The sequence below is a fragment of the Bradyrhizobium sp. T-12 genome (assembly GCF_058314695.1).
Genome location: NZ_JBZFQJ010000002.1, coordinates 193,249 through 213,132, shown reverse-complemented (window position 1 = coordinate 213,132; position 19,884 = coordinate 193,249). Strand labels below are relative to the sequence as shown.

At 58.1% G+C, this 19,884-nt stretch carries 19 protein-coding genes; 7 read left to right on the top strand and 12 right to left on the bottom strand.

What is annotated here, in order from left to right:
- Positions 1 to 29 precede the first annotated feature (29 nt).
- From ehuA to AC0WRY_RS35225, 7 genes are all read right to left on the bottom strand, one after another.
- Positions 30 to 809 carry an ectoine/hydroxyectoine ABC transporter ATP-binding protein EhuA gene (gene ehuA, locus AC0WRY_RS35255; protein ID WP_188637407.1) on the bottom strand — a complete coding sequence of 260 codons (780 nt, stop codon included), beginning with the start codon at positions 807 to 809 and terminating at the stop codon, positions 30 to 32.
- Positions 809 to 1,468 carry an ectoine/hydroxyectoine ABC transporter permease subunit EhuD gene (ehuD, locus tag AC0WRY_RS35250; protein ID WP_128955088.1) on the bottom strand — a complete coding sequence of 220 codons (660 nt, stop codon included), beginning with the start codon at positions 1,466 to 1,468 and terminating at the stop codon, positions 809 to 811. The genes ehuA and ehuD overlap by 1 nt, the downstream gene beginning before the upstream one ends.
- Positions 1,465 to 2,148, bottom strand: a complete 684-nt coding sequence (locus AC0WRY_RS35245) for an amino acid ABC transporter permease (protein ID WP_128929681.1) — start codon at positions 2,146 to 2,148, stop codon at positions 1,465 to 1,467. Before AC0WRY_RS35245 ends, ehuD begins: the two co-directional genes overlap by 4 nt.
- A gap of 28 nt (positions 2,149 to 2,176) precedes the next feature.
- On the bottom strand, positions 2,177 to 3,022 hold the full coding sequence (gene ehuB / locus AC0WRY_RS35240) for an ectoine/hydroxyectoine ABC transporter substrate-binding protein EhuB (protein WP_164933832.1): 846 nt from the start codon (positions 3,020 to 3,022) through the stop codon (positions 2,177 to 2,179).
- Between the two features lie 277 nt (positions 3,023 to 3,299).
- On the bottom strand, positions 3,300 to 4,223 hold the full coding sequence (locus AC0WRY_RS35235; protein ID WP_128929683.1) for a LysR family transcriptional regulator: 924 nt from the start codon (positions 4,221 to 4,223) through the stop codon (positions 3,300 to 3,302).
- 83 nt (positions 4,224 to 4,306) lie between these two features.
- On the bottom strand, positions 4,307 to 5,212 hold the full coding sequence (locus AC0WRY_RS35230) for a TrmB family transcriptional regulator (RefSeq protein ID WP_206733164.1): 906 nt from the start codon (positions 5,210 to 5,212) through the stop codon (positions 4,307 to 4,309).
- Between the two features lie 782 nt (positions 5,213 to 5,994).
- Positions 5,995 to 6,879, bottom strand: coding sequence for a LysR family transcriptional regulator (locus tag AC0WRY_RS35225; protein WP_232995588.1), 885 nt, complete (start codon positions 6,877 to 6,879; stop codon positions 5,995 to 5,997).
- A gap of 92 nt (positions 6,880 to 6,971) precedes the next feature.
- Between AC0WRY_RS35225 and AC0WRY_RS35220 the strand changes: the two genes are divergently transcribed.
- From AC0WRY_RS35220 to AC0WRY_RS35210, 3 genes are all read left to right on the top strand, one after another.
- Entirely contained in the window at positions 6,972 to 8,030 is a 1,059-nt protein-coding gene (locus AC0WRY_RS35220) for a YeiH family protein (protein WP_128929685.1), read from the top strand.
- 185 nt (positions 8,031 to 8,215) lie between these two features.
- Positions 8,216 to 9,457 (top strand): CaiB/BaiF CoA transferase family protein, encoded by a 1,242-nt coding sequence (locus tag AC0WRY_RS35215; protein WP_128929686.1) that lies wholly within the window; start codon positions 8,216 to 8,218, stop codon positions 9,455 to 9,457.
- Positions 9,458 to 9,481: 24 nt separating this feature from the next.
- Positions 9,482 to 10,351: an HpcH/HpaI aldolase/citrate lyase family protein gene (locus AC0WRY_RS35210; RefSeq protein ID WP_237866327.1), complete on the top strand. Its 870-nt coding sequence runs from the start codon at positions 9,482 to 9,484 to the stop codon at positions 10,349 to 10,351.
- A gap of 54 nt (positions 10,352 to 10,405) precedes the next feature.
- Here the strand turns inward: AC0WRY_RS35210 and AC0WRY_RS35205 are convergent, their stop codons facing one another.
- The 5 genes from AC0WRY_RS35205 to tcuA form a co-directional block, all read right to left on the bottom strand.
- Positions 10,406 to 11,239 (bottom strand): ABC transporter ATP-binding protein, encoded by an 834-nt coding sequence (locus AC0WRY_RS35205; protein WP_128929688.1) that lies wholly within the window; start codon positions 11,237 to 11,239, stop codon positions 10,406 to 10,408.
- A complete protein-coding gene (locus AC0WRY_RS35200) occupies positions 11,229 to 11,996 on the bottom strand; it encodes an ABC transporter permease (protein ID WP_128929689.1) in 768 nt (255 codons plus the stop codon). The genes AC0WRY_RS35205 and AC0WRY_RS35200 overlap by 11 nt, the downstream gene beginning before the upstream one ends.
- Before the next feature lie 71 nt (positions 11,997 to 12,067).
- Complete coding sequence (locus AC0WRY_RS35195) at positions 12,068 to 12,937, bottom strand: ABC transporter permease (protein WP_128955089.1); 870 nt, start codon at positions 12,935 to 12,937, stop codon at positions 12,068 to 12,070.
- A 10-nt stretch (positions 12,938 to 12,947) separates the two neighbouring features.
- Positions 12,948 to 13,943, bottom strand: a complete 996-nt coding sequence (locus tag AC0WRY_RS35190; RefSeq protein ID WP_206733163.1) for an ABC transporter substrate-binding protein — start codon at positions 13,941 to 13,943, stop codon at positions 12,948 to 12,950.
- 54 nt (positions 13,944 to 13,997) lie between these two features.
- Entirely contained in the window at positions 13,998 to 15,506 is a 1,509-nt protein-coding gene (gene tcuA / locus AC0WRY_RS35185; protein ID WP_128929691.1) for an FAD-dependent tricarballylate dehydrogenase TcuA, read from the bottom strand.
- Between the two features lie 130 nt (positions 15,507 to 15,636).
- On the opposite strand from tcuA, the gene AC0WRY_RS35180 reads away from it, so the two are divergent.
- The 4 genes from AC0WRY_RS35180 (at position 15,637) to AC0WRY_RS35165 (ending at position 19,669) form a co-directional block, all read left to right on the top strand.
- On the top strand, positions 15,637 to 16,386 hold the full coding sequence (locus AC0WRY_RS35180; RefSeq protein WP_128929692.1) for an electron transfer flavoprotein subunit beta/FixA family protein: 750 nt from the start codon (positions 15,637 to 15,639) through the stop codon (positions 16,384 to 16,386).
- Positions 16,386 to 17,324 (top strand): electron transfer flavoprotein subunit alpha/FixB family protein, encoded by a 939-nt coding sequence (locus AC0WRY_RS35175; protein ID WP_128955090.1) that lies wholly within the window; start codon positions 16,386 to 16,388, stop codon positions 17,322 to 17,324. The genes AC0WRY_RS35180 and AC0WRY_RS35175 overlap by 1 nt, the downstream gene beginning before the upstream one ends.
- Positions 17,325 to 17,620: 296 nt before the next feature.
- Entirely contained in the window at positions 17,621 to 18,481 is an 861-nt protein-coding gene (locus tag AC0WRY_RS35170) for a tyrosine-type recombinase/integrase (RefSeq protein ID WP_128929693.1), read from the top strand.
- A 9-nt stretch (positions 18,482 to 18,490) separates the two neighbouring features.
- A complete protein-coding gene (locus AC0WRY_RS35165) occupies positions 18,491 to 19,669 on the top strand; it encodes an IS91 family transposase (protein ID WP_128955091.1) in 1,179 nt (392 codons plus the stop codon).
- The last annotated feature ends 215 nt before the right edge of the window (positions 19,670 to 19,884 follow it).

Sequence of the window (19,884 nt, the reverse complement as noted above, 5' to 3'; positions counted from 1 at the left end):
GAGGAATTCGACTGCTGAGACTAAGATCGTCAGGCGTCCAGGACCGACTTTAGAAACGCCTGGGTTCTCGCGCTTTTCGGTTGAGAAAAGAACTGGTACGGCTCTCCTTCCTCGACAATTCGGCCGTGATCGAAGAAGCAAACCCTGTCGGCGATCTCTCGCGCGAAGGACATCTGATGCGTTACCATGATAACCGTCAGTTCCTTTTGGTGAGTCAGCTCCCGAATGACCGCTAGCACCTCGCCAACGAGTTCAGGATCGAGCGCCGAGGTCACCTCGTCGAATAGGAGTATTTTCGGTCTCATCGCCATTGCTCTCGCGATCGCAACCCTTTGTTGCTGACCGCCTGACATCCTCGCAGGGTAGTAGTCGCACCGATCTTCCAGTCCCACCCTTCGAAGCAGCTCCTTTCCGAGGCTCACGGCTTTCTCCTTCGGCATCTTGAGGACGCGAATCGGTCCCTCGGTCACGTTTTCAAGCGCCGTAAGGTGAGGAAAAAGATTAAAGCTCTGAAAGACCATGCCGACATCGCTCCGAATCGTACGTGTTTGCCGGGCCGATGCTTGGCGTGCTGCGCCGGTCGAATCGCACGACCACAACTCACGGCCGCAGATAGAGACACTGCCTCTGTCGATTCCCTCCAATGTCATGAGAACCCTGAGGAGAGTTGATTTTCCCGATCCACTCGGACCGATGACCACAAGCTTTTCACCCTGTCCGACTTCGAGATTTAGGTCATTTAGGACCGTGGACGCCCCAAAACGTTTTGTAACGTTCCTTAGCTGTACTGAGAACGGTCCGGCCGACATTACCGCCATCCCTTCTGGGACAGTCGCTCGAGCCTGTTGATGAGAAACGCGCCGGCAATGCTGAGGACGAGAAACATTATCCCAACCATCGTTATGGGTTCAAAGTACTGAAACCGCCTGGCTCCTTCCGCCTGAGCAACGGCCATGAGTTCCCAAACGGATATGGATGCGAGCAGCGGCGTGTCCTTCAGCATGTAGACGAAGTAACTTCCGGCATTTGGAATGATGAATGGGATCATCTGTGGAACAATGATCCGCCGATATGTGTCGAACGTTGAGAGATTTATGGATGTTGATGCCTCCCATTGCCCGGCCGGAACACCGATCATTGCGGCACGGTAGACCTCGGCCATATACGCACTGTAGTGCAAGCCGAGAGCAATGACGCCGGTCACCAGCGGGCTGATCACGACGCCTGCCGAAGGCCCCACGAAGTACAGAAAATAGATCAGGACCAGGAGCGGCACCCCTCTTGCGAATTCGACGTAGCCGCGAACTAAGATTTTGGTCAGACGGTGCTTAGCGCTGTACAGCGCAAAGAGAAGGAGGCCGCCAAGCAGGGAGGCGATAAAACCGAGGACGGCGGCGAGCAATGTGGTTTGCGCCGCGACCACGAGTTGCGGAAGCAACTCCCAGGCATATTGGAAATCGACCTTCATGCCGACCAGCCCCTGGTTGCGCCGTGCGTTGGCTTACCCTGCCATAACCCGAGACGTCGCTCTGCGTACGCGATTGCCGCTCCTATCAATTGCGCCGCAGCCACATAGAAGATCATGACAACGAGATAGATCGGCACGGTCTGAAAGGTTCTGATATTGAGAGAGTAGGCTTCAAAAGTCAGTTCCGGAACGGTCGCCAAGGCGGCAACCGAGGTGGCTTTCAATACCAGGATGCTGAGGTTACCGAGAGGTGGTATCATCGACAGCATTGCTTGAGGAAGAATGATCCGGCGCATCATCATTGATGGCACCATATTGATCGCCAAGGCGGCGTCATACTGGCCCCGCGGGATAGCGCCGATCGCCGTCCTGACGACCTCAGCTCCATAAGCCCCGAAGCACATGCCTATGGCGAGTGTGGCCGCCCAAAAGGCGGAAATCGCAACCCCGAAGAACGGCAAAACAAAGTAGAGCCAGAACAGGACGACCACCAGAGATATGCCCCTGAAGATCTCGACATAGAGCAAACTGATGGTTCGGATCCACCAGCTCTTGGATGTCCTGGCGATACCGAAAACGAGCGCGCAAGCGAACATCAATACTGTCGAGAGCGCGTAAAGGGCCATCGTCGTTACCGCACCAGAAAGGAGCAGCCATCTACCCTCGTAGAGCGCCGACATCTGTCACCGTCCGCTTCGGGCACGAGTCCTACTGCTTACAAAGAGTATCGAGCTTGACGTCGGCCGCCGGCACTTCGTTCTGCGTCATGCCGTACTTTTTCAGGATCTCAACATATTCCGAAGAATGCACGATCTTGAGCATCTCGGCATTAAATGCGTCCCGAAGCTCCGAATCCTCCTTACGGAAGGCAAATGCGCCGTAGTCTTGCTTCGGCTTGCCATCTATGAGCAGGCCCGTGTATGGTTCGGCGACTTCCAGGGTCGGATCGTTCTTTGCGTTCCAGCGTGCAGTTACCGATATAAGCAATGCCCCGTCGATCCTGCCCGCTTTCAGGCTCGCGACATTGGAGGGGATGTCCGGAAAACGCGTGATTTGGCTATCCTTCACGCCGGCCTTGACTGCATTCTGTGTCGGCTGGCCACTTATGTTGCCACCAACCTTGATGTCCTCGTGTTTGACGATGTCGTCAAGACTATGGATTTGCTTGGGATTGCCTTTGCGAACGAGAAGACCTTCCTGAACGGTGAAGTTGGGCTCGGTGAAGAGAACCTGAAGGCAGCGCGCGGGAAGGATATAGAGTCCGGTCGCGATAAAATCGAAACGTTTGGCTTGAAGTCCCGGGATGAGCGATCCGAACGCAACCACCGTTCCTTCGATCCGCTCTACTCCAAGGCGGTTGAATGCGAGCTTTGCGAGATCGTAGTCTGACCCGGCCAATGATCCATCGGCCTGCTTGAACGCGAAGGGCGGCTCGTTGCTGAAGCCGAGGGTAAGGCCGCTCTTCTTTGCGTCGTCCAGCCTGGCACCGGCAAAACTCGATGACGAGAAAGTCAGGAAAGCGAGTGCTAGAAAAATATGCAAAGTTCGTAGCATGTGTTTCCTCATCTGTCTCGAATGCGTCGCCATTGACACACCGGCATCTCTTTTGGCTTCTGCTCAGTTTGGATTGAGCCAGACTCGCATCCTACATATCTGAAGGGTTATTCGGAACCGCAGCAATTCAATTAGCGTAATGGATGCATTACTTGCTGTAATATCGAGGACGCGCGACTTGCCGGATCCTCCCGATTCCTCAGGAAAACGTGGTCAAGTTGGCTGTGCGTACCGCCGCGACCCGCGCGTCTACAGCACTGCACGGAAGAAGTGCAATTTATCGAATTGTTTGCCCTTGCACGAATTCGAACCGCCCCATCAAATTCTCCAGAGTGCTCCTCACGATTTCGGAAAACCGGACCGCCTGCGCCGTCTTCTTCGAATGGCGCGGATAGACGAAAGCATAGTTGAGCCTTGCCGACGTCTTGCAAGGGCGAACCACGACATCTCGCTCTGCTAGCAGCGCTGCGCTGAATGGATCCGATATCGACACACCCATTCCGGCTCCCACCATTTGGCACGCGATGAACGCCGACGACACTTCAACCCAAATGTTCGCGGCAAGGCCAGCTTGTACGTACATTCCATCAACGATCTGCCGCAACAACGTCGTCCGGTCCAGCGCAATAAAACGGTCCTCGATCAGATCACTGGGGAGAATCGTCTTATTCGCCGCAAGTGGATGATCGGGATGAAGCACCGCAACGGGAACCAATTCGGCGAAGGAATGCGACGTCAACATTTCAAATTGAGTCGGGAGCATTACTATCCCAACGTCGAACCTAAGTCCCGAAGCCCAACGTTCGACTTCGCGTCTTTCCCTGACTTCCAAAGAAATCGAAACACTCGGAAACTCCTTCGAAAATTGGGCCAGTGCCGGCACGAGTAGACTTCGGGCGAGTTGTGGCATTGCCACGATCCGAAGGCGACCGCCTCGATTGGCGCGGATTTCTTTGCCGATGCGGGTAAGATCGTCGATATCCAGCAGGATACGCTCGCATTCCCGCGAGAAGGCTTCTCCTTGAGGAGTCGGAACCAGGCGCCCACCAAGCCGGTTGAAGAGCTTGAATCCCAGCTCCGCTTCAAGGGCAGACAGCGAACGGCTTACCGCTGGTTGGGTCAAATGAAGTCGAGTTGCGGCCCCGGTGACCGAACCGGTCACGATTACACTATGCAGCGCGCGCAACTTTTGAAGGTTCAAAGCCAACTCCCCCTTAAGATTGCTGCTCCTTGCAGGCGCGCGAAACACGCCGGCGAAGCGTGCCAATCGCCGCGACAGACGCGTTAGATCTTTTCTTCTTTCAGCTTGGATTTTTTCTCAACTCGACTCGCGGTAAGCCCTAGAAGGCTTTCCAGCGCCGCAACTTGCGGTGCGGGAAGATACTTCCTTCGAAGCTCGATAATAGCGGGGCCGAACGTCTTCTGGATCGGTTGCCCGAACATTTCGAATATTTCCGCGAAGTAGATCTCGTGCCGCAATAGGGAGTCAGCAAGATTAACTATCGGCTTATTTCGCGTGTAGGAGCCGCCTTGCGCACGAATCTCCGCCACCAGAGCTTCTTCGAAATCCACTGTAAGGGTTACAAGATGCGGTGCGATTCCCACGGGAATGCCGTTTCCCTCGTGGAGATAAGTTCGCGACTTCGCACCGAATTGAAACTTCTCGACTTGAGTCCCGAAAAGGATGATGAGAATCGCAACCCCGCGGTCTGCAGCACGTCGAAGCGCGTCGCGGTGCGGCAGCAGTATTTTCTCTTCTGTTTTTACCCAAATGTGTGATTTCGCTCCGTCGATCATAGCCTCCATCTTGGCGGCGATCGCGTCCTCGCCGTTAATGGTCCATACGTAGCCACCGTCGTTGGACTGTGAAACAGCCGGAATCGTTCGGATCAACTTTGCGCAGCGCTTGCTCGTCGCTGTCGCAATTCGCTCAAACAGAACCTTGGGCGCTACCGCCACATACCGCAGTGGAGTTTCGGAGATCGGTTGAGCCGCCTCCTTCTTTGCCAGACTCTCGAGGACAGAATATGCGTTCGCCTTGGGTAAGCCTGCAAGTTTGGCTACTTCGTAGGCAGTCGCCTGCGAAAGCTCATAGAGCGCGAGGTAGGCACGCGCTTCGTACTCGCTAAAACCCAGAGCGAGCAAGTCTGGCATCAACTCACTTAGATTAGCTTGCTTATCGCCGCTCACCCGATTTTTCCTGATTTGAGCCAAGCAGCGCCCCCACCCGTCGACAAGAAGTGCTTTGCCTCAGTTGATCAATTCGCCTTCGAAGCTTGATTGTCACGCCCTAGCTGACCATTCCGACGTAGCTCCTTGCCGCTCGACGCCGTCGGCGCTCAATTTTGATAGAAGCGCAAGTCTTTGATATCCAGCGGGCAAAGCGAAACTAACATGGGTAGCAGCCTTTATGACTATGGCTTTCGTGTCAAGTGCATGACTTGATCGCGATGGCGCGTTCGACCAGATCGCGACCAGCCGATCGCAAAGCCAGCCAAAGCGAGCGCTCGAGATGAGATGGCCACAATCATCGACCTAATCAGGCCCACCCGACTCGCCAGATTTTCCGGAGAGCGGACTGGGGGCACAGTCTCAGCCTCCAAGCAACAGAGGACCCTGCCCAAAATATCCTGTCGGGGCGCCCCCTCGGAGAACATATTCCCATTACGGCCGCTCAAAACGAGACCTCGCTACCATTGCATCCAACGGCCAACCACCAATAATTTGCGCGTCGGCACAAGAACCGCGATGGGATGTCCTGACTACGGACCCCTCGGACGTTGATCGGATTGCAGTGCAGCAGACATCTGGCGAACTGTCTCGCTATCTATGGTGGATCGGATAAGTTGCTCTCTGGATGTTGCTGACGCAAACTGGGTTTATCTCGCGCCGCTCGCCTTTTTTGATCCGCCGTCACGTCCAGCAAAGCCTTCCGAATGACGAGACGATCCCGCGACTCCATCATATTGATGTCATGGGGCGACACCTATGATTCGCTCAAAGGCAATCGCGGCAGGAATTTTGGTTCGTCCCCGTACTTCCACGTGCCAAAGCGTGCGCGATATCTGCAGATCCTTCATTTTTATCGCCTTGAGCCGGCCAAGCTTGATCTGATCGCCAATGGTTGATGTTGAGACGATCGAGACACCAAGACCGCATGCGACAACTTGCTTGATCGCTTCCGTGCTGCCGATTTCGAGGGTTTTGCGCGGCCGCACGCCATGGTTCAACAGCGCCTGCGCGACGATCTCCCGTGAGCCGGAGCCTGGTTCCCGAACGATCAGGATTTCATCTTCGAGGGCCGCCGCATACACGTGATTTTCCGATAATGCGAAGGCGTGAGTCGGACCTGCTATCAGGCTCATCATGTCCGTCCGCCAGGCCGTACTGACGAGATCATCGTCTTCGACCGGTCCTTCCACGAGGGCGATCTCTATTTCATGCGCGCGCATCATTCCGGCAATATCCCGCGTGTTGGCGCTTACCAGATGCACATCGATGCTCGGATACCTGCGCCGGAAGCTGCCTATGTACTCAGCGATCATGTAGGTCGCGATCGTGGTGCTTGCCCCGATGTGAAGCGATCCGCTCGCGAGGTTGCGCAGCGACGACAGTTCCTCTTCGGCGGCCCGCTCGGCAGCGAACAGATTTTCTGCGTGCCTGAGAAGTGCCCGCCCCTCGCGGGTCGTACGTACTCCTTTCGATGTACGATCCAGCAAGCGACAGCCCACTTGCAGTTCGAAATCGCGTACTCCTTTCGAGACCGCGGGCTGGCTAACGCGCAAGATGTCCGCTGCTCGCGAAAAGCTTCCAGCCTCAGCGACGGTGGTAAAGAAGCGGAGGAAATGCAAATTCATTGGCATAACGCCTGCTTATCGGCCTAGATCAAAATTCTACTGTTATGAGCCCTTGGTTCTCGGGCATAGCCTTGTCGGCTGGCGAGGGACTCATGGCTCCATGCAAAGATCTTCCCAAATCGAGCAAGGTAGACGCGCCTGCCGGTCGTTTGGTTGCATTGCTTCCCGGCATCCTCTTATGCGTGCTCCTGACGCTGCTGTCGATTGGAATCCAGGAGGCCGAGGAGCACATCTTCCAACATCCCTATGTTGAAGCCTTGGTCATCGCCATCCTGCTCGGGATGATGATCCGCAGCGTCTCAACTACTTCCGAGCGCTGGAAGGTCGGAATCGCCTTCAGCGCGAAACAACTTCTCGAAGTGGCCGTGATGCTGCTCGGGGCCTCGATCAGCTTTGGGGCAATCCTGCCTTCCGGATTATTTCTGATTGCCGCGATCGTCGGAACGGTTGCGGTCACGCTTGCCGTGAGTTTCGGCCTCAGCCGCATGCTCGGCCTACCCACTAAGCTTTCGCTCCTGATCGCCTCCGGAAATTCCATTTGCGGCAATTCCGCGATCGCCGCGGTCGCCCCCGTTATAGGGGCAGATGGCGATGATATCGCGTCATCGATTTCCTTCACCGCGGTCCTTGGCGTGCTGATGGTGCTCGGGCTTCCACTGCTCATTCCACTCTTGGAGCTCTCGGCTACTCAGTACGGGATTCTCGCCGGCCTCACCGTGTACGCCGTTCCCCAGGTGCTTGCCGCGACCGTTCCGGCAGGAATCGTCAGCACTCAAATTGGCACCGTGGTGAAGCTCGTTCGGGTCCTCATGCTAGGGCCGTTGGTGGTCGGCTTGTCGCTTGTCGCACCACGCCTGCGTGGCGAAGTCGCGCCCGGCAAGCGCATTAACCTCATCAAATTGGTACCTTGGTTCATCATCGGCTTCTTGGTACTGGCCGGCCTTCGTTCGTTGCAGATCATACCCAGCAGCGTTGCCGCCCCCGTTGCGAAGCTCGCCAGCGTGCTAACCGTAGTCTCCATGTCCGCACTCGGGCTGGGTGTCGATATCCGGGTGCTTTCGAAGGCCGGCGGGAAAGTCACGATTGCGGTGACCTTGTCTCTGATACTTCTGCTCGCGATGAGCCTCGGCCTGGTTCAACTCTTCAAGTGAGGGCACTCTCTGCTTAACTTCGGGTTGCCAGCTGCGGTGAACATCGGGTTCACCGAAAGGATGTTGCAGGATGTGGTCGTATCACTTAATACTACCCCATACAAGTCAGCTTGTTGAGGATCGATGGGGACCTCCGCGGGTACTGTACAGGCACTACTTCCGCCTTGCATCGTTAAGTCGGCGCAATGAAGGCCGTACCTAAGCAGTTCGAGCCAGAGGCTGCTGGCGCGCTTAACGGCGTCCGTGTCGTGGACCTTTCGCGTCTGGTCGCCGGGAATATGCTCACCCTGCAGCTCGCCGACTTCGGAGCCGAAGTCATCAAGATTGAGGACATCGTCTCGGGCGACCCTCTGCGCGCTTGGCGGGTCAACGATGTCAGCATCCATTGGAAGACCTACGCCCGGAACAAGAAGAGTGTCGCGCTAGACCTTCGCGACGAGAGAGGTCGGACGATCCTATCGGATCTGCTCGCGACGGCGGACGTGCTGGTCGAGAACTTCAGACCCGGAGGTCTGGAAAAGCTGGGTTTGTTGCCCGAGGTCCTTCGAGCACAGAATGCAGGACTGATCATCGTGAGAATCTCGGGATGGGGGCAGACCGGTCCCTATCGGGACAGGCCCGGCTTCGGCACTCTGGTCGAAGGCATGTCAGGCTTCGCTTCCCGCAACGGATTCCCTGATCGACCTCCGCTGCTGCCACCCGCCACGCTCGCCGATATGGTCGCGGGCATTTACGGATTTGGGGCAACCATGGTTGCGCTCAGGCATCGAGAAGTGAGCGGGGGTAACGGCCAGGTTATCGACTTGCCCTTGTTAGATCCGCTTTTTTCCCTCCTCGGTCCCGAAGCCGGAATCTATCAACTAACACAGCAGGTACGCCCGCGGACCGGCAGTCGATCGCTTACCGGAGCGCCGCGCAACACATTCCGTACCAGCGACTCTCGCTGGATCGCAATCTCCGCCTCGATGCAAGTTGTGGCCGAGAGGTTGTTCCGGACTATCGGTCGCCCTGACATGATCGTGGATCCCCGATTTTTGACGAACTCTGATCGCATCAAAAACGCCGATGCTTGCGAGGAGCCTATCGCGGAATTCATTGCCGCGCGGACGCTTGAAGATAACATGAGTATATTCGAGCGGGCAGACGTAACTGCTGCACCAATCTACGACATCGATCAATTCTTGGATGACCCCCATGTTCAAGCTCGCGAAATCGTCGTTGGGTTACCGGACTCCGAACTCGGAACGGTTTTAATGCACAACGTGGTCCCGAGGCTCGAAACTACGCCCGGAAGGATTCGGATGCCCGCTCCGGATCTCGGTCAACACACGTTTGCGATTCTGCGCTCCCTCGGCATCACGCAGGCCCGGTTGGAAGAACTGCGCGAGGCTGGCGTCATCGTGCAGGCTAAGCCATCATCCCAATGACCCGTAGGCGACCGGAAGACACCAGTGTACCGATCTCTGCTTTATGTCCCCGCCTCATCTGAGCGCTTCATTGCAAAGTCGGCGCTTTGTGGCGCCGATGCCATAATCCTGGATCTTGAAGACAGCGTCGCGCCCGCACAGAAGGAGGGGGCACGCAATAGGCTTGCGTCGTCGATAAAACGATGCGCTGCCGCAGGAGCTGACATTTGGGTGCGTATTAATCGACCTCTGTCGGCTGCCGTCCGAGATATCGAGGCTTCGGTGCTCGGTGGTGCCAAGGGCATTCTGATGACAAAAGTCGAGGGCGCCGAGCACGTGCGGTTGCTTCTAGAGGTTGCTGAGCGAACCGAACGGGATCATGACCGTCGCGAGCCACTCCAAGCGATCGCAGTCATCGAGTCCGTCAAGATTTTGGCCAAAGCGGACGACATCGCACGCGCCCACGAGCGGGTGATAGGCCTGATGGGCGGTAGTGAGGACTTAGCGCTATCGATGGGAGCTAATCCCACTCATGAGGCACTTAAGATACCCAAGATGCTGGTTCACATGGCCGCTGCCGGAGCCGGAAAATACTCGTTCGGATTGTTCGGCTCCGTTGCGGACTACAAGGATGTCCGACTAATGCGCGAGCTAGCGGAGGAGGCATTCGGTCACGGAGTTACGGGTGCGACCTGTGTCCATCCTTCAGTGGTACCGATCCTAAACAATGCCTTTGCACCGTCCGACGCTGATGTCGCAAGGGCGCAATTGATCATCGAGACCGCCCGTCAGCAAACCGAACGTGGCGTCGGCGCCTATTCGCTGGAAGGCAGGATGGTCGACGAGCCCGTCGTCGAACGTGCCCGGCAACTCTTGGAGCGGGCGCGGCGCCACCGGCGTGCCGACGCAAGCTGATCAGAGCGTTAGAGTGTCGGCCTGCGGTAATCTGGGCTATTGATTCACAGCGCTCTATGAGCGGCCAGCAAACGTCTGGCGTTCGCGCTTCATCGCCTTGTCGACTTCCGCCGACAGAAGAGCCGTAACCTCGTCTTCGTATCGCCGGACCTGCGGGTCCCTTAAGTCCCGAGGGTGGGGTAGCTTGATCGCCACGTCCGCAATTATTCGCGAGGGCCGTGAGCTCAGAATAAGCACTCGATCGGCAAGCTGAACGGCCTCTGATACACTATGAGTTATCATCACGATAGTTCGATTGGCCTCGACCCAGAGGTTTTGTAGATCCTGGATCATGTAGTTCTTTGTTTGCACGTCGAGTGCGCCGAACGGCTCATCGAGTAGCAGCACCTCCGGATCGTAACTAAGTGCCCGAGCGATGGCGACGCGCTGTTTCATGCCGCCCGACAGAGACGATGGATAGGCATTCTCGAACCCCGAAAGGCCTGTCAGACGAAGCCACTTCCTCGCCCGCTCCTCAGCTTCCTGCCGTGGCACACCTTTGATGTCCAGGCCCAGCGTCGCATTACGCAACACCGTAAGCCAGGGGAACAGCACGAACTCCTGAAAGACCACGCCACGGTCGGGTCCTGGCCCCACCACGAGTTCGTTGTTGATTAGCAGTTCCCCCTGGCTTGCCTTCTCGAATCCAGCGATCAGGTACAGAAACGTCGACTTGCCGCAACCGCTTGGACCGATGATAGCCACGAATTCCCGTTCGTTGATCGTGCAAGAAATGTCCTCCATCGCCAGCACGTTTCCGAAATACTTCTGGACATTCTTGGCGACAATCTTGGGCTTGGTACCGGCACCGTCGCGCAGCGGGAGTATTTTTGCCGTTTCAACGCTCATTGAGTACTCCCCATTTCTCGATGGTAGCAGCTTCGATCTTGCCAACCAGAACGTTCTCAAGAAGATAGCCGAGCGCCGCAATCATCATCACGCCACCATAGATGACGCCAATGTTCATGTATTCGGAGGCGTCATAGATCATGAAACCCAGGCCATAGCTGCTGGCGGCCAGCATCTCGGCGGCGATCAGAGCGCGCCAGGCGTAACCTGTACCGAGCCGTGTGCCGGTGATCAGGCAAGGAAAAATGCCGGGAATAATGACGCGCCAAAATACCTGCCGTCGGCTCGCGCCCATCGACCAAGCCACCCAAAGCATTTTGACGTTCAGCATTTCGATGCCGCTCGCGACGATGTATATCATTTCGAAAACCGCTGCGAGAAATACGACTAGGATGGTCGTGCGGTTATCGATACCCATGACCAACAGCAGGACGGGGGTCCATGCTAGCGTCGGCACAGGCATCAAGATGCTAATGATTGGCTGAAACACCAGCCGCGCCCGCTGACTCATGCCAAGTCCAACCCCGAGCAGGGTACCTATGATTACCGCAAGTGATAATCCCGAGAGCAAGCGCAGCATGCTGTCTGCCACGTGCCACAGAATTGCATATGGCGGGTTTCCGTTTGGGCCGGATTGCACCCAAAGCTTGTTGAGGATCGCGGACGGCGCCGGAAACAAGAAGCCGTTTATCAACCCTAACCGCGAGCACACCTCCCAAGCCACCAGCGGCACCAGGATCAGCGCGATACGAGCCATCGGTATCGCGAGACCGGACGAGGCTGGGGACCGAGTATATCGCTGCAGACGGATGCCGGATGTGTCCACGCTCATCGATGGCTACCCACTTTTCCGTTACCGTGCCAGCGGTGAATGGTAAGTGCTTCGAGCGAGCCAAACACGCCACGTTCGATAAGGAGACCGATCAGGGCCAGGCATACGATGCCGACGAACATCGTGGATACGTCCATATAGGAACGCGCCGCGAATATCATGAATCCGAGGCCATGGGTCAACGCAGCTAGCATTTCGGCCGCGACCAGCGTGCGCCACGAATGCGCCATTCCAAGCTTCAGCCCCGAGATCAGCGCCGGCAGCGCACCGGGTAACAGCACACGCCGAAAGATATCAAACCGGCTTGCGCCCATGCTGCGCACGACCCACAAGGAGTGTCGGCCGATTGCGCGCACGCCCTGGATAGTACTGTACAGAATCGGAAAGAAGGCACCGAGGAAACAGACAGCAATGATCGTGATATCGCCTTGACCGAAAATGACCAGGAAGATCGGAGCCCAGGCAACTGCCGGTAGCGGCAGTAACAGGCTCAGGAGTGGGGAAGCAATCAGATAGGCCGTCCTGTTGAGGCCCAGGAAGAGGCCCATTGGGATGGCCAGCACGCATGCCAGAGCGAACGAACTCAGCGCACGCCACAAACTAACGACAATATGCGTCAGCAATATGCTCTTGGCGGGATCGGCTGGATCAAGCAGCACCCACGCGCGCCGCGCGATATTTGATGGCGAAGGCAGGATCGTCGCATTGATCCAGCCGAGACGTACCGTTGTCTCCCATATTAACAGGAAGACGATGATTGGCAGCGCGAACAAGAATGCCGATGCCGCCCCGCGGTACAAGATGCTACGCAGCCTCTGCTCGTCGGCAACACCCGCGAACGGCGCCGACGGCGTCGCGTTAGACATGATGGAGCCCTTAGTTGGTAGATGACGCGAGTTTCGCCGCTTCCTCATAGAATTGATTGCGCACGAGGCTCTTGAAGTCCGGAATGTTGGGAATCTTTCCGGCCGCCTTCATAGACTCGGCAACCGGCATGAGCTCGTCGGTCATCGCGTCGGTCAGCTTTGGATCGACGTTGATCCGCGTCAAGGCAAGCTCCAGCGCCTTTGGATCGATGTCCACGCCCTGCTTGCTGATATCGGCTGCAACCTTGCTGGCGGCATCGTCCGGTTGCGTCTTCATGTACGTGCCGGCATCGATCAACGTGGCAAGATATCGCGCCACGGCCTCGGGATGCTCATCAGCAAACTTGCGGCGCACCAGCACAAGGTTCGGCGATTCACTTACGCCCTTCATCGACTGAATACGCTTTACCACGCCCATCGTCTCGCCAATCGCAACATGCGGCTCCCATGCCACTGCAGCGTCGACAACACCTTGCTGCACGGCGGCTCGCAGGTCCTCAACCTTCATATTGACGATCTGGAAGTCGCCTTCCTTCATCCCGTTCTTGTCTAAAAAGACACGGAAAGTGCTGAAAGAGCCGGATCCGGCAACCGCGCCGATCTTCCTTCCTTTGAGTTCAGCCACCGCTTTGACAGATGAATGGTTCGCGACAATTACGCCGTAGCGATCGCCCCCATACTGATCGGCGGCAATAATGTAGAACAGATTGGGCTGCATCGCAGCCATAGTGATTAGTCGACCTGAGCCTCCGTTGCCGATATCGATTTGCCCGGCGACAAACGCCTTGAGTATTTCGCTTCCAGAGCTATAGCTCCCGATGTCAACCTTAAGGTTGTACTTTGCGCCCCAATCCTTGGTGCGATAAACGTCGTCGGTTGGAACGGCTTGCAGACCTATCTTTATTGTCAGCGCATCTTTGGACGTGGCGTGCGCTGGAATCAGCATCACGCAGGATGCCACAACAAATGCTACACGACGCAACTTGTTTTGGATTGAGCGAGCCATTTTTGTGCCTCCCTGTCGGCAGTTTATGATGCAGTTTGTTCTGCAACTTATTGATCAGGCCGCTGAACGGCTCTTGCTTGCAGCGACTGCCGCAGCAGCGCTCTCACCTGCGATCTTCCCGAATACAGCGCCTGAAGTGAGCCCCGTGCCACCTGGATAGTTATGATAGAACAGCCCCCCGACCAGCTCTCCAGCTGCGAACAAGCCGGGAATCGGAAGGCCGGCTGTATCCTGCACCTGACCGCTCTGGTCAATCTTGAGTCCACCGAATGTGAAGGTGACACCGCACGTGACGGCATAAGCCTCGAATGGTCCTGTATCAATCGTGTTGGCCCAATGGGACTTGCGCGGCGAACTCTCCGCGGAGCGGCCATCTTTCGCATTCGGGTTGAAGGGAACGTCCTGCCGCACCGATGCGTTAAATTCAGCGACGGTCTTGAGAAAGGCGTTGCGATCAACGCCTTCGAGTTGGTCGGCGAGACCCTCCAGGGTATCCGACGTAATCTTGGTGATTTGCCGGATCCTGTATTCGTCGCGCAAAAGGTGATGCACCTTAGCATCGAATACCTGCCAAGCGAACTGGCCGGGTTGCGCTAGGATTTCGCGACCATACTTGGCATAGGTATAATTGCGAAAATCGGCTCCCTCATCAAGGAAGCGTTGGCCTCGGGAATTGACCATGATGCCGAATGGGTAGCTGTGCTTCTGGTAGGCATCCCCTACTGCGAGATCGCCGAACGCCGGAGCATTTTGGTCCCAGCCGACGGCATGTGCTCCGGACCAATGTCCACATGGCATTGCACCAATCGCAAGCGCCATTTGGATTCCAGCGCCGGTATTGAAGCGTGTGCCACGAACTTTCGCCAGGTCCCAGTTTGGTCCGAGATACCGCGCGCGCATTTCCGTATTAGACTCGAAGCCTCCGCACGCCAGGATGACAGCATTTGAATGCAGATCGCGCTCCTTGCCTTGATGCCGGACGCGAACTCCAACGACCCCGCTATTGTCATTGATCAAACTGACCGCGGCAGTTTCGTAAAGAAACTGGATACCCTTCCCTTCCGCGGACTCTAGCAGCATGTCCACGAGACCGGGACCACCACCCCACACTTCCACACTGAGCCCACCCCAGAATTGGAACCGTCCGTTCACTTTGTAGGCTTGCCGCCCATGACTAGTTTGAAACCTAACGCCTTGCTCTCGCATCCACCGAAGCGTCGGCAAGCTGCGCTTGACTAAAATCTCGCATAAGTCAGGATCGGTCCTGAATTGCGTCACGCGAAACATGTCATCGAAAAATTGGTCCTCGGTGTAAGTGCCGAAATCAGTATTGGCTAACGTATCGGGATTGATGTCCGGCACTACGCTTAGCACGTCCTCCACACCATTGAAGACGTATCGCATGGCGCCCGCCGTATAGGTCGAGTTCCCTCCCCGCTCGTCCCGAGGCGCCGCCTCAAGCATGAGGACAGTCGCGCCATTATTGCTGGCGGATATGGCCGCACAAGCGGCAGCATTTCCTGCCCCTACCACGATGACGTCAGCGTCGAATTCACGAGGCATAATACGAGTTCTTTCCTGGCGGGGTCTTGGGCTCGCAGATTCCGCCTTCCCTGCTTCCTGGAATATGGTAGTAGCATGAGATACTATCCTTCAACAGATGTCAACTGCTGCAATTGTTGAGGAAACCCTGATGAAGGTCTTAGTGCCGGTAAAGCGGGTGGTCGATTACAATGTCAAGGTCCGCGTCAAGGGCGATGGATCGGGCGTTGAACTCGCCAACGTCAAGATGTCGATGAACCCCTTCGACGAAATCGCGGTTGAGGAAGCGCTGCGCCTGAAGGAAGCCGGCAAGGCGGCCGAAGTCGTGGTGGTCTCCATTGGACCGGCGCAGGCGTCGGAGACGATCCGCACCGGTCTTGCCATGGGCGCCGATCGCGGCATCCTGGTGAAGGCCGAAGGCACCGTCGAGCCGCTCGCCGTCGCCAAGATCCTCAAGAAGGTTGCAGAAGAAGAGCAGCCCGGCCTGATCATTCTCGGCAAGCAGGCGATCGACGACGACAGCAATCAGACCGGCCAGATGCTGGCTGCGCTGCTGGGCTGGTCGCAGGCGACGTTTGCCTCGAAGCTCGAGGTCGAAGGCTCCGACTTCAAGGTCACCCGTGAAGTCGACGGCGGCCTGCAGACCGTCAAGCTCAAGGGACCGGCGATCGTCACCACCGATCTGCGTCTCAACGAGCCGCGCTATGCCTCGCTGCCCAACATCATGAAGGCCAAGAAGAAGCCGATCGCGGAGAAGACCGTTGCCGATTACGGTGTCGACGTCACTGCGCGCCTCGAAGTTTTGAAGACGGCTGAGCCCGCGGGCCGCAAGGCCGGCGTCAAGGTGAAGGACGTCGCCGAGCTGGTGTCGAAGCTCAAGAACGAAGCCGGGGTGCTCTGATGACTGCGTTGTTGATTGCTGAACACGAACAGGAGGTCCTCAAGGACTCCACCAACAAGGCGCTGACCGCGGCGTCCCAGCTCGGCGGCGACGTCCACGTGCTGGTCGCTGGCGGCGGGCAGGGCACCAAGGCTGCGGCCGAGGTCGCCGCGAAGCTCGCTGGTGTTGCCAAGGTGCTGGTCGCCGAAGGCGAGGCCTACGCGCACGATCTGGCCGAGCCGCTGGCCGCGCTGATCGTTTCGCTGGCCCCGTCCTACGATGCGATCGTCGCGCCCGCGACCTCGCGCTTCAAGAACGTGATGCCGCGCGTCGCGGCGCTGCTCGACGTCATGCAGGTCTCGGAGATCACCAAGGTGGTCGCGCCCGACACCTATGAGCGTCCGATCTATGCCGGCAACGCCATCCAGACGGTGAAGTCGAAGGACGCCAAGAAGGTCATCACGGTCCGCACCTCGACCTTTGCGGCGGCAGCTGCCGGTGGCAACGCGCCGGTCGAAAGCGTCGCTGCCGCGGCCGATCCCGGCCTGTCGACCTTTGTCGGTGAGGAAGTTGCCAAGAGCGACCGTCCCGAGCTGACCTCGGCCAAGATCATCGTCTCTGGTGGCCGGGCCATGCAGAGCCGCGAGAACTTCGCCAAATACATCGAGCCGCTCGCCGACAAGCTGGGCGCCGGCGTCGGTGCCTCGCGTGCGGCGGTGGACGCCGGCTATGCGCCGAACGACTGGCAGGTCGGCCAGACCGGCAAGGTCGTGGCCCCCGAGCTCTATGTCGCCGTCGGCATTTCCGGTGCGATCCAGCATCTGGCCGGCATGAAGGACTCCAAGGTGATCGTCGCGATCAACAAGGACGAGGACGCGCCGATCTTCCAGGTGGCCGATTACGGCCTGGTCGCCGACCTCTACCAGGCGGTTCCGGAGCTGACCGACGCGCTCTCATAACCCCGCTCCACAAGCTTGGTGAGGCGACCGAGAAACGCCTGCAAGTTAAAGTCTGCTGGTGTCTCAGAACAGCCAAACGCCATCCGCGACCACCTCAAAGGCCTCTCGCTCCTGCGCAGGCCACTGTTATATCGACGGCGCCTAGCACTACTTTGGCAGATTGTTGATTTTGCCGCGTTTTATAGGATTGAACGAAGCCGCTGGCGCGGCATGTAGGGAGGCATAGCAAGGATTGCCTCCTGTCTGAGAGGATTGCGGGTTTTCGAAGCCCAACCCTTCAGACAGGAGGTTTTCCGATGGCTGAGATCAGCCCACTTCGCCGCCGCATGATCGAGGACATGACGGTCCGCAATCTGTCACCGGCGACGCAGCAATCCTACCTCAACGCCGTAGCGAAGTTGAGCCGGTATTTCGGTCGCTCTCCCGACCGCCTTGACCTGGAGGATATCCGTGCCTTCCAGGTTCATCTGGTGGCGACGGGGATGTCCTGGCCGGCGCTGAACCAGATCGTGTGCGCGCTGCGGTTCTTCTACGGTGTGACGCTTGGTCATGACACCGTTCCGGAGCGCATCGCCTATGCGCGCCAACCGCGCAAACTTCCGGTCGTGCTGAGCGCCGACGAGGTCGTGCGCTTCCTGGAAGCAGTCCCGAGCCTGAAGAGCCGTACCGCGCTGACCACGGTCTATGCCGCCGGACTACGCGTATCGGAACTGGTCCTCTTGAAGGTTGTCGACATCGACAGCCAACGGATGCTGATCCGGGTCGAGCACGGGAAGGGCGGCAAGGACCGTTACGTTATGCTCTCGCCGCAGCTTTTGAGGATTCTGCGGACGTATTGGCGGCTCACTCGGCCAAAGCGATGGTTGTTTCCCGGCCGCGACGACGAGCGTCCGCTCGTCCCGAACGTGCTGCACGCCGCCTGCCGTTCAGCTTGTGCGGCGGCCGGCTTGAGCAAGTCGGTGACGGTGCACACGTTGCGGCACACATTCGCGACCCATCTCCTGGAGAGCGGGGCCGACGTGCGCATCATCCAGGTGCTGCTCGGCCATGCCAGCCTGGCCAGCACGGCGCGCTATACCCAGGTCGCCACCAAGACCATCAGCAATACGCCAAGTCCGCTGGACCGGCTCCACCTGGAGGTCGTGCCGCCCGGCTGAGCGGGCGCCATGGCTCCGGTTCTGGAAGTGGCGGATATCTTCCGCCGCCACGGCGAAGTGTTTCGACAAGCCCGTGCCGAGCATCTGGGCCGCGTCGAGCGGCGCGTCATGGGCGCGATCACGGCATGCCGGACGGCTGTGCTCGGCGGCCACGTCGAGCAGTGCGATGACTGCGGCGCCACACGCATTGCCTACAACTCCTGCCGCAATCGGCATTGCCCGAAGTGCCAGGGCGCGGCGCGCGCGCAATGGCTCGCCGAACGGCAAGCTGAACTCCTTCCCGTACCGTATTTCCACGTCGTCTTCACCATGCCGGCCCTCGCCGGAGGGATCGCCTTCCAGAACAAGGCCGTCGTCTATGCCATCCTGTTCCGCTGCGCAGCCGAAACGCTCACCACCATCGCAGCCGACCCCAAGCATCTCGGCGCTCAGCTCGGCGTGACTGCCGTCCTCCATACCTGGGGCCAGACCCTGCAACACCATCCGCATATCCACTGCGTCGTGCCGGGCGGTGGACCCTCGCTCGACGGCACACGCTGGGTCGCTTGCCGGCCCGGCTTCTTCCTGCCAGTGCGCGTCCTCTCCCGGCTGTTCCGCCGCCTGTTTCTGCAAGAGCTGCAAGCTGCCTACGCGGCTGGCCAGCTGAGCTTCTTTGGCGCTCTCGCCCATCTCACCGATCCCGCTGCATTCGCCGCGCGCCTTAATCAACTTCGACGGACCGACTGGGTCGTCTATGCCAAGCCACCATTTGGCGGGCCCGAACAGGTGCTGGCTTATCTCGGCCGCTATACGCACCGCGTCGCCATCGCCAACAGTCGGCTGATCTCGCTTGCCGACGGCAAGGTGAGCTTTCCCTGGAAGGACTATCGGCAGAATCGTAAAGCCAAAGTGATGACGCTTGATGCCGATGAGTTCATTCGGCGCTTTCTGCTACACACCCTGCCGGACGGCTTCCATCGCATCCGCCACTATGGCTTCCTCGCCAATGGCGGACGCAACGATAAAATCGCTCTCTGCCGTCAACTCCTTGCTGTCCGCAACGCGCCGACTGATCAAGAAGCCGGCGACGATCCCCTCACCACATGTCAGATCCCCGTCTGCCCGCATTGCGGCGGCACCATGCGCCGCGTCGATGTCGTCCCGCGAGCCCGTGCCCACGACCATCCGTTTCGTTGTGATACGTCATGACCAGCGCCTGCACCATCCACCTCTTCTGTGATCACCTTCGCGGTGGCAACGTCCGAAGTCGCCGTGGCCGCACTCGTCTCCGAACACCCGGCCAATCGTTCGGCCACGCATCCCAGCGCAGCAAATCGCTCGCTGGATCGCGCCCTTGGCCCGATCAATCCGGCCGCTCACATCCGATGAACGTCTCGCCGACGCCCGGCGACCACAGGCGCGCC

What these genes read in the sequence shown, in the direction of transcription:
- ehuA (WP_188637407.1), bottom strand. Translation starts at nt 809, where the DNA reads ATGTCGGCCGGACCGTTCTCAGTACAGCTAAGGAACGTTACAAAACGT.
- ehuD (WP_128955088.1), bottom strand. Translation starts at nt 1,468, where the DNA reads ATGAAGGTCGATTTCCAATATGCCTGGGAGTTGCTTCCGCAACTCGTG.
- AC0WRY_RS35245 (WP_128929681.1), bottom strand. Translation starts at nt 2,148, where the DNA reads ATGTCGGCGCTCTACGAGGGTAGATGGCTGCTCCTTTCTGGTGCGGTA.
- ehuB (WP_164933832.1), bottom strand. Translation starts at nt 3,022, where the DNA reads ATGCTACGAACTTTGCATATTTTTCTAGCACTCGCTTTCCTGACTTTC.
- AC0WRY_RS35225 (WP_232995588.1), bottom strand. Translation starts at nt 6,879, where the DNA reads ATGAATTTGCATTTCCTCCGCTTCTTTACCACCGTCGCTGAGGCTGGA.
- AC0WRY_RS35220 (WP_128929685.1), top strand. Translation starts at nt 6,972, where the DNA reads ATGGCTCCATGCAAAGATCTTCCCAAATCGAGCAAGGTAGACGCGCCT.
- AC0WRY_RS35215 (WP_128929686.1), top strand. Translation starts at nt 8,216, where the DNA reads ATGAAGGCCGTACCTAAGCAGTTCGAGCCAGAGGCTGCTGGCGCGCTT.
- AC0WRY_RS35205 (WP_128929688.1), bottom strand. Translation starts at nt 11,239, where the DNA reads ATGAGCGTTGAAACGGCAAAAATACTCCCGCTGCGCGACGGTGCCGGT.
- AC0WRY_RS35200 (WP_128929689.1), bottom strand. Translation starts at nt 11,996, where the DNA reads ATGGCTCGTATCGCGCTGATCCTGGTGCCGCTGGTGGCTTGGGAGGTG.
- AC0WRY_RS35195 (WP_128955089.1), bottom strand. Translation starts at nt 12,937, where the DNA reads ATGTCTAACGCGACGCCGTCGGCGCCGTTCGCGGGTGTTGCCGACGAG.
- AC0WRY_RS35190 (WP_206733163.1), bottom strand. Translation starts at nt 13,943, where the DNA reads ATGGCTCGCTCAATCCAAAACAAGTTGCGTCGTGTAGCATTTGTTGTG.
- tcuA (WP_128929691.1), bottom strand. Translation starts at nt 15,506, where the DNA reads ATGCCTCGTGAATTCGACGCTGACGTCATCGTGGTAGGGGCAGGAAAT.
- AC0WRY_RS35180 (WP_128929692.1), top strand. Translation starts at nt 15,637, where the DNA reads ATGAAGGTCTTAGTGCCGGTAAAGCGGGTGGTCGATTACAATGTCAAG.
- AC0WRY_RS35175 (WP_128955090.1), top strand. Translation starts at nt 16,386, where the DNA reads ATGACTGCGTTGTTGATTGCTGAACACGAACAGGAGGTCCTCAAGGAC.
- AC0WRY_RS35170 (WP_128929693.1), top strand. Translation starts at nt 17,621, where the DNA reads ATGGCTGAGATCAGCCCACTTCGCCGCCGCATGATCGAGGACATGACG.
- AC0WRY_RS35165 (WP_128955091.1), top strand. Translation starts at nt 18,491, where the DNA reads ATGGCTCCGGTTCTGGAAGTGGCGGATATCTTCCGCCGCCACGGCGAA.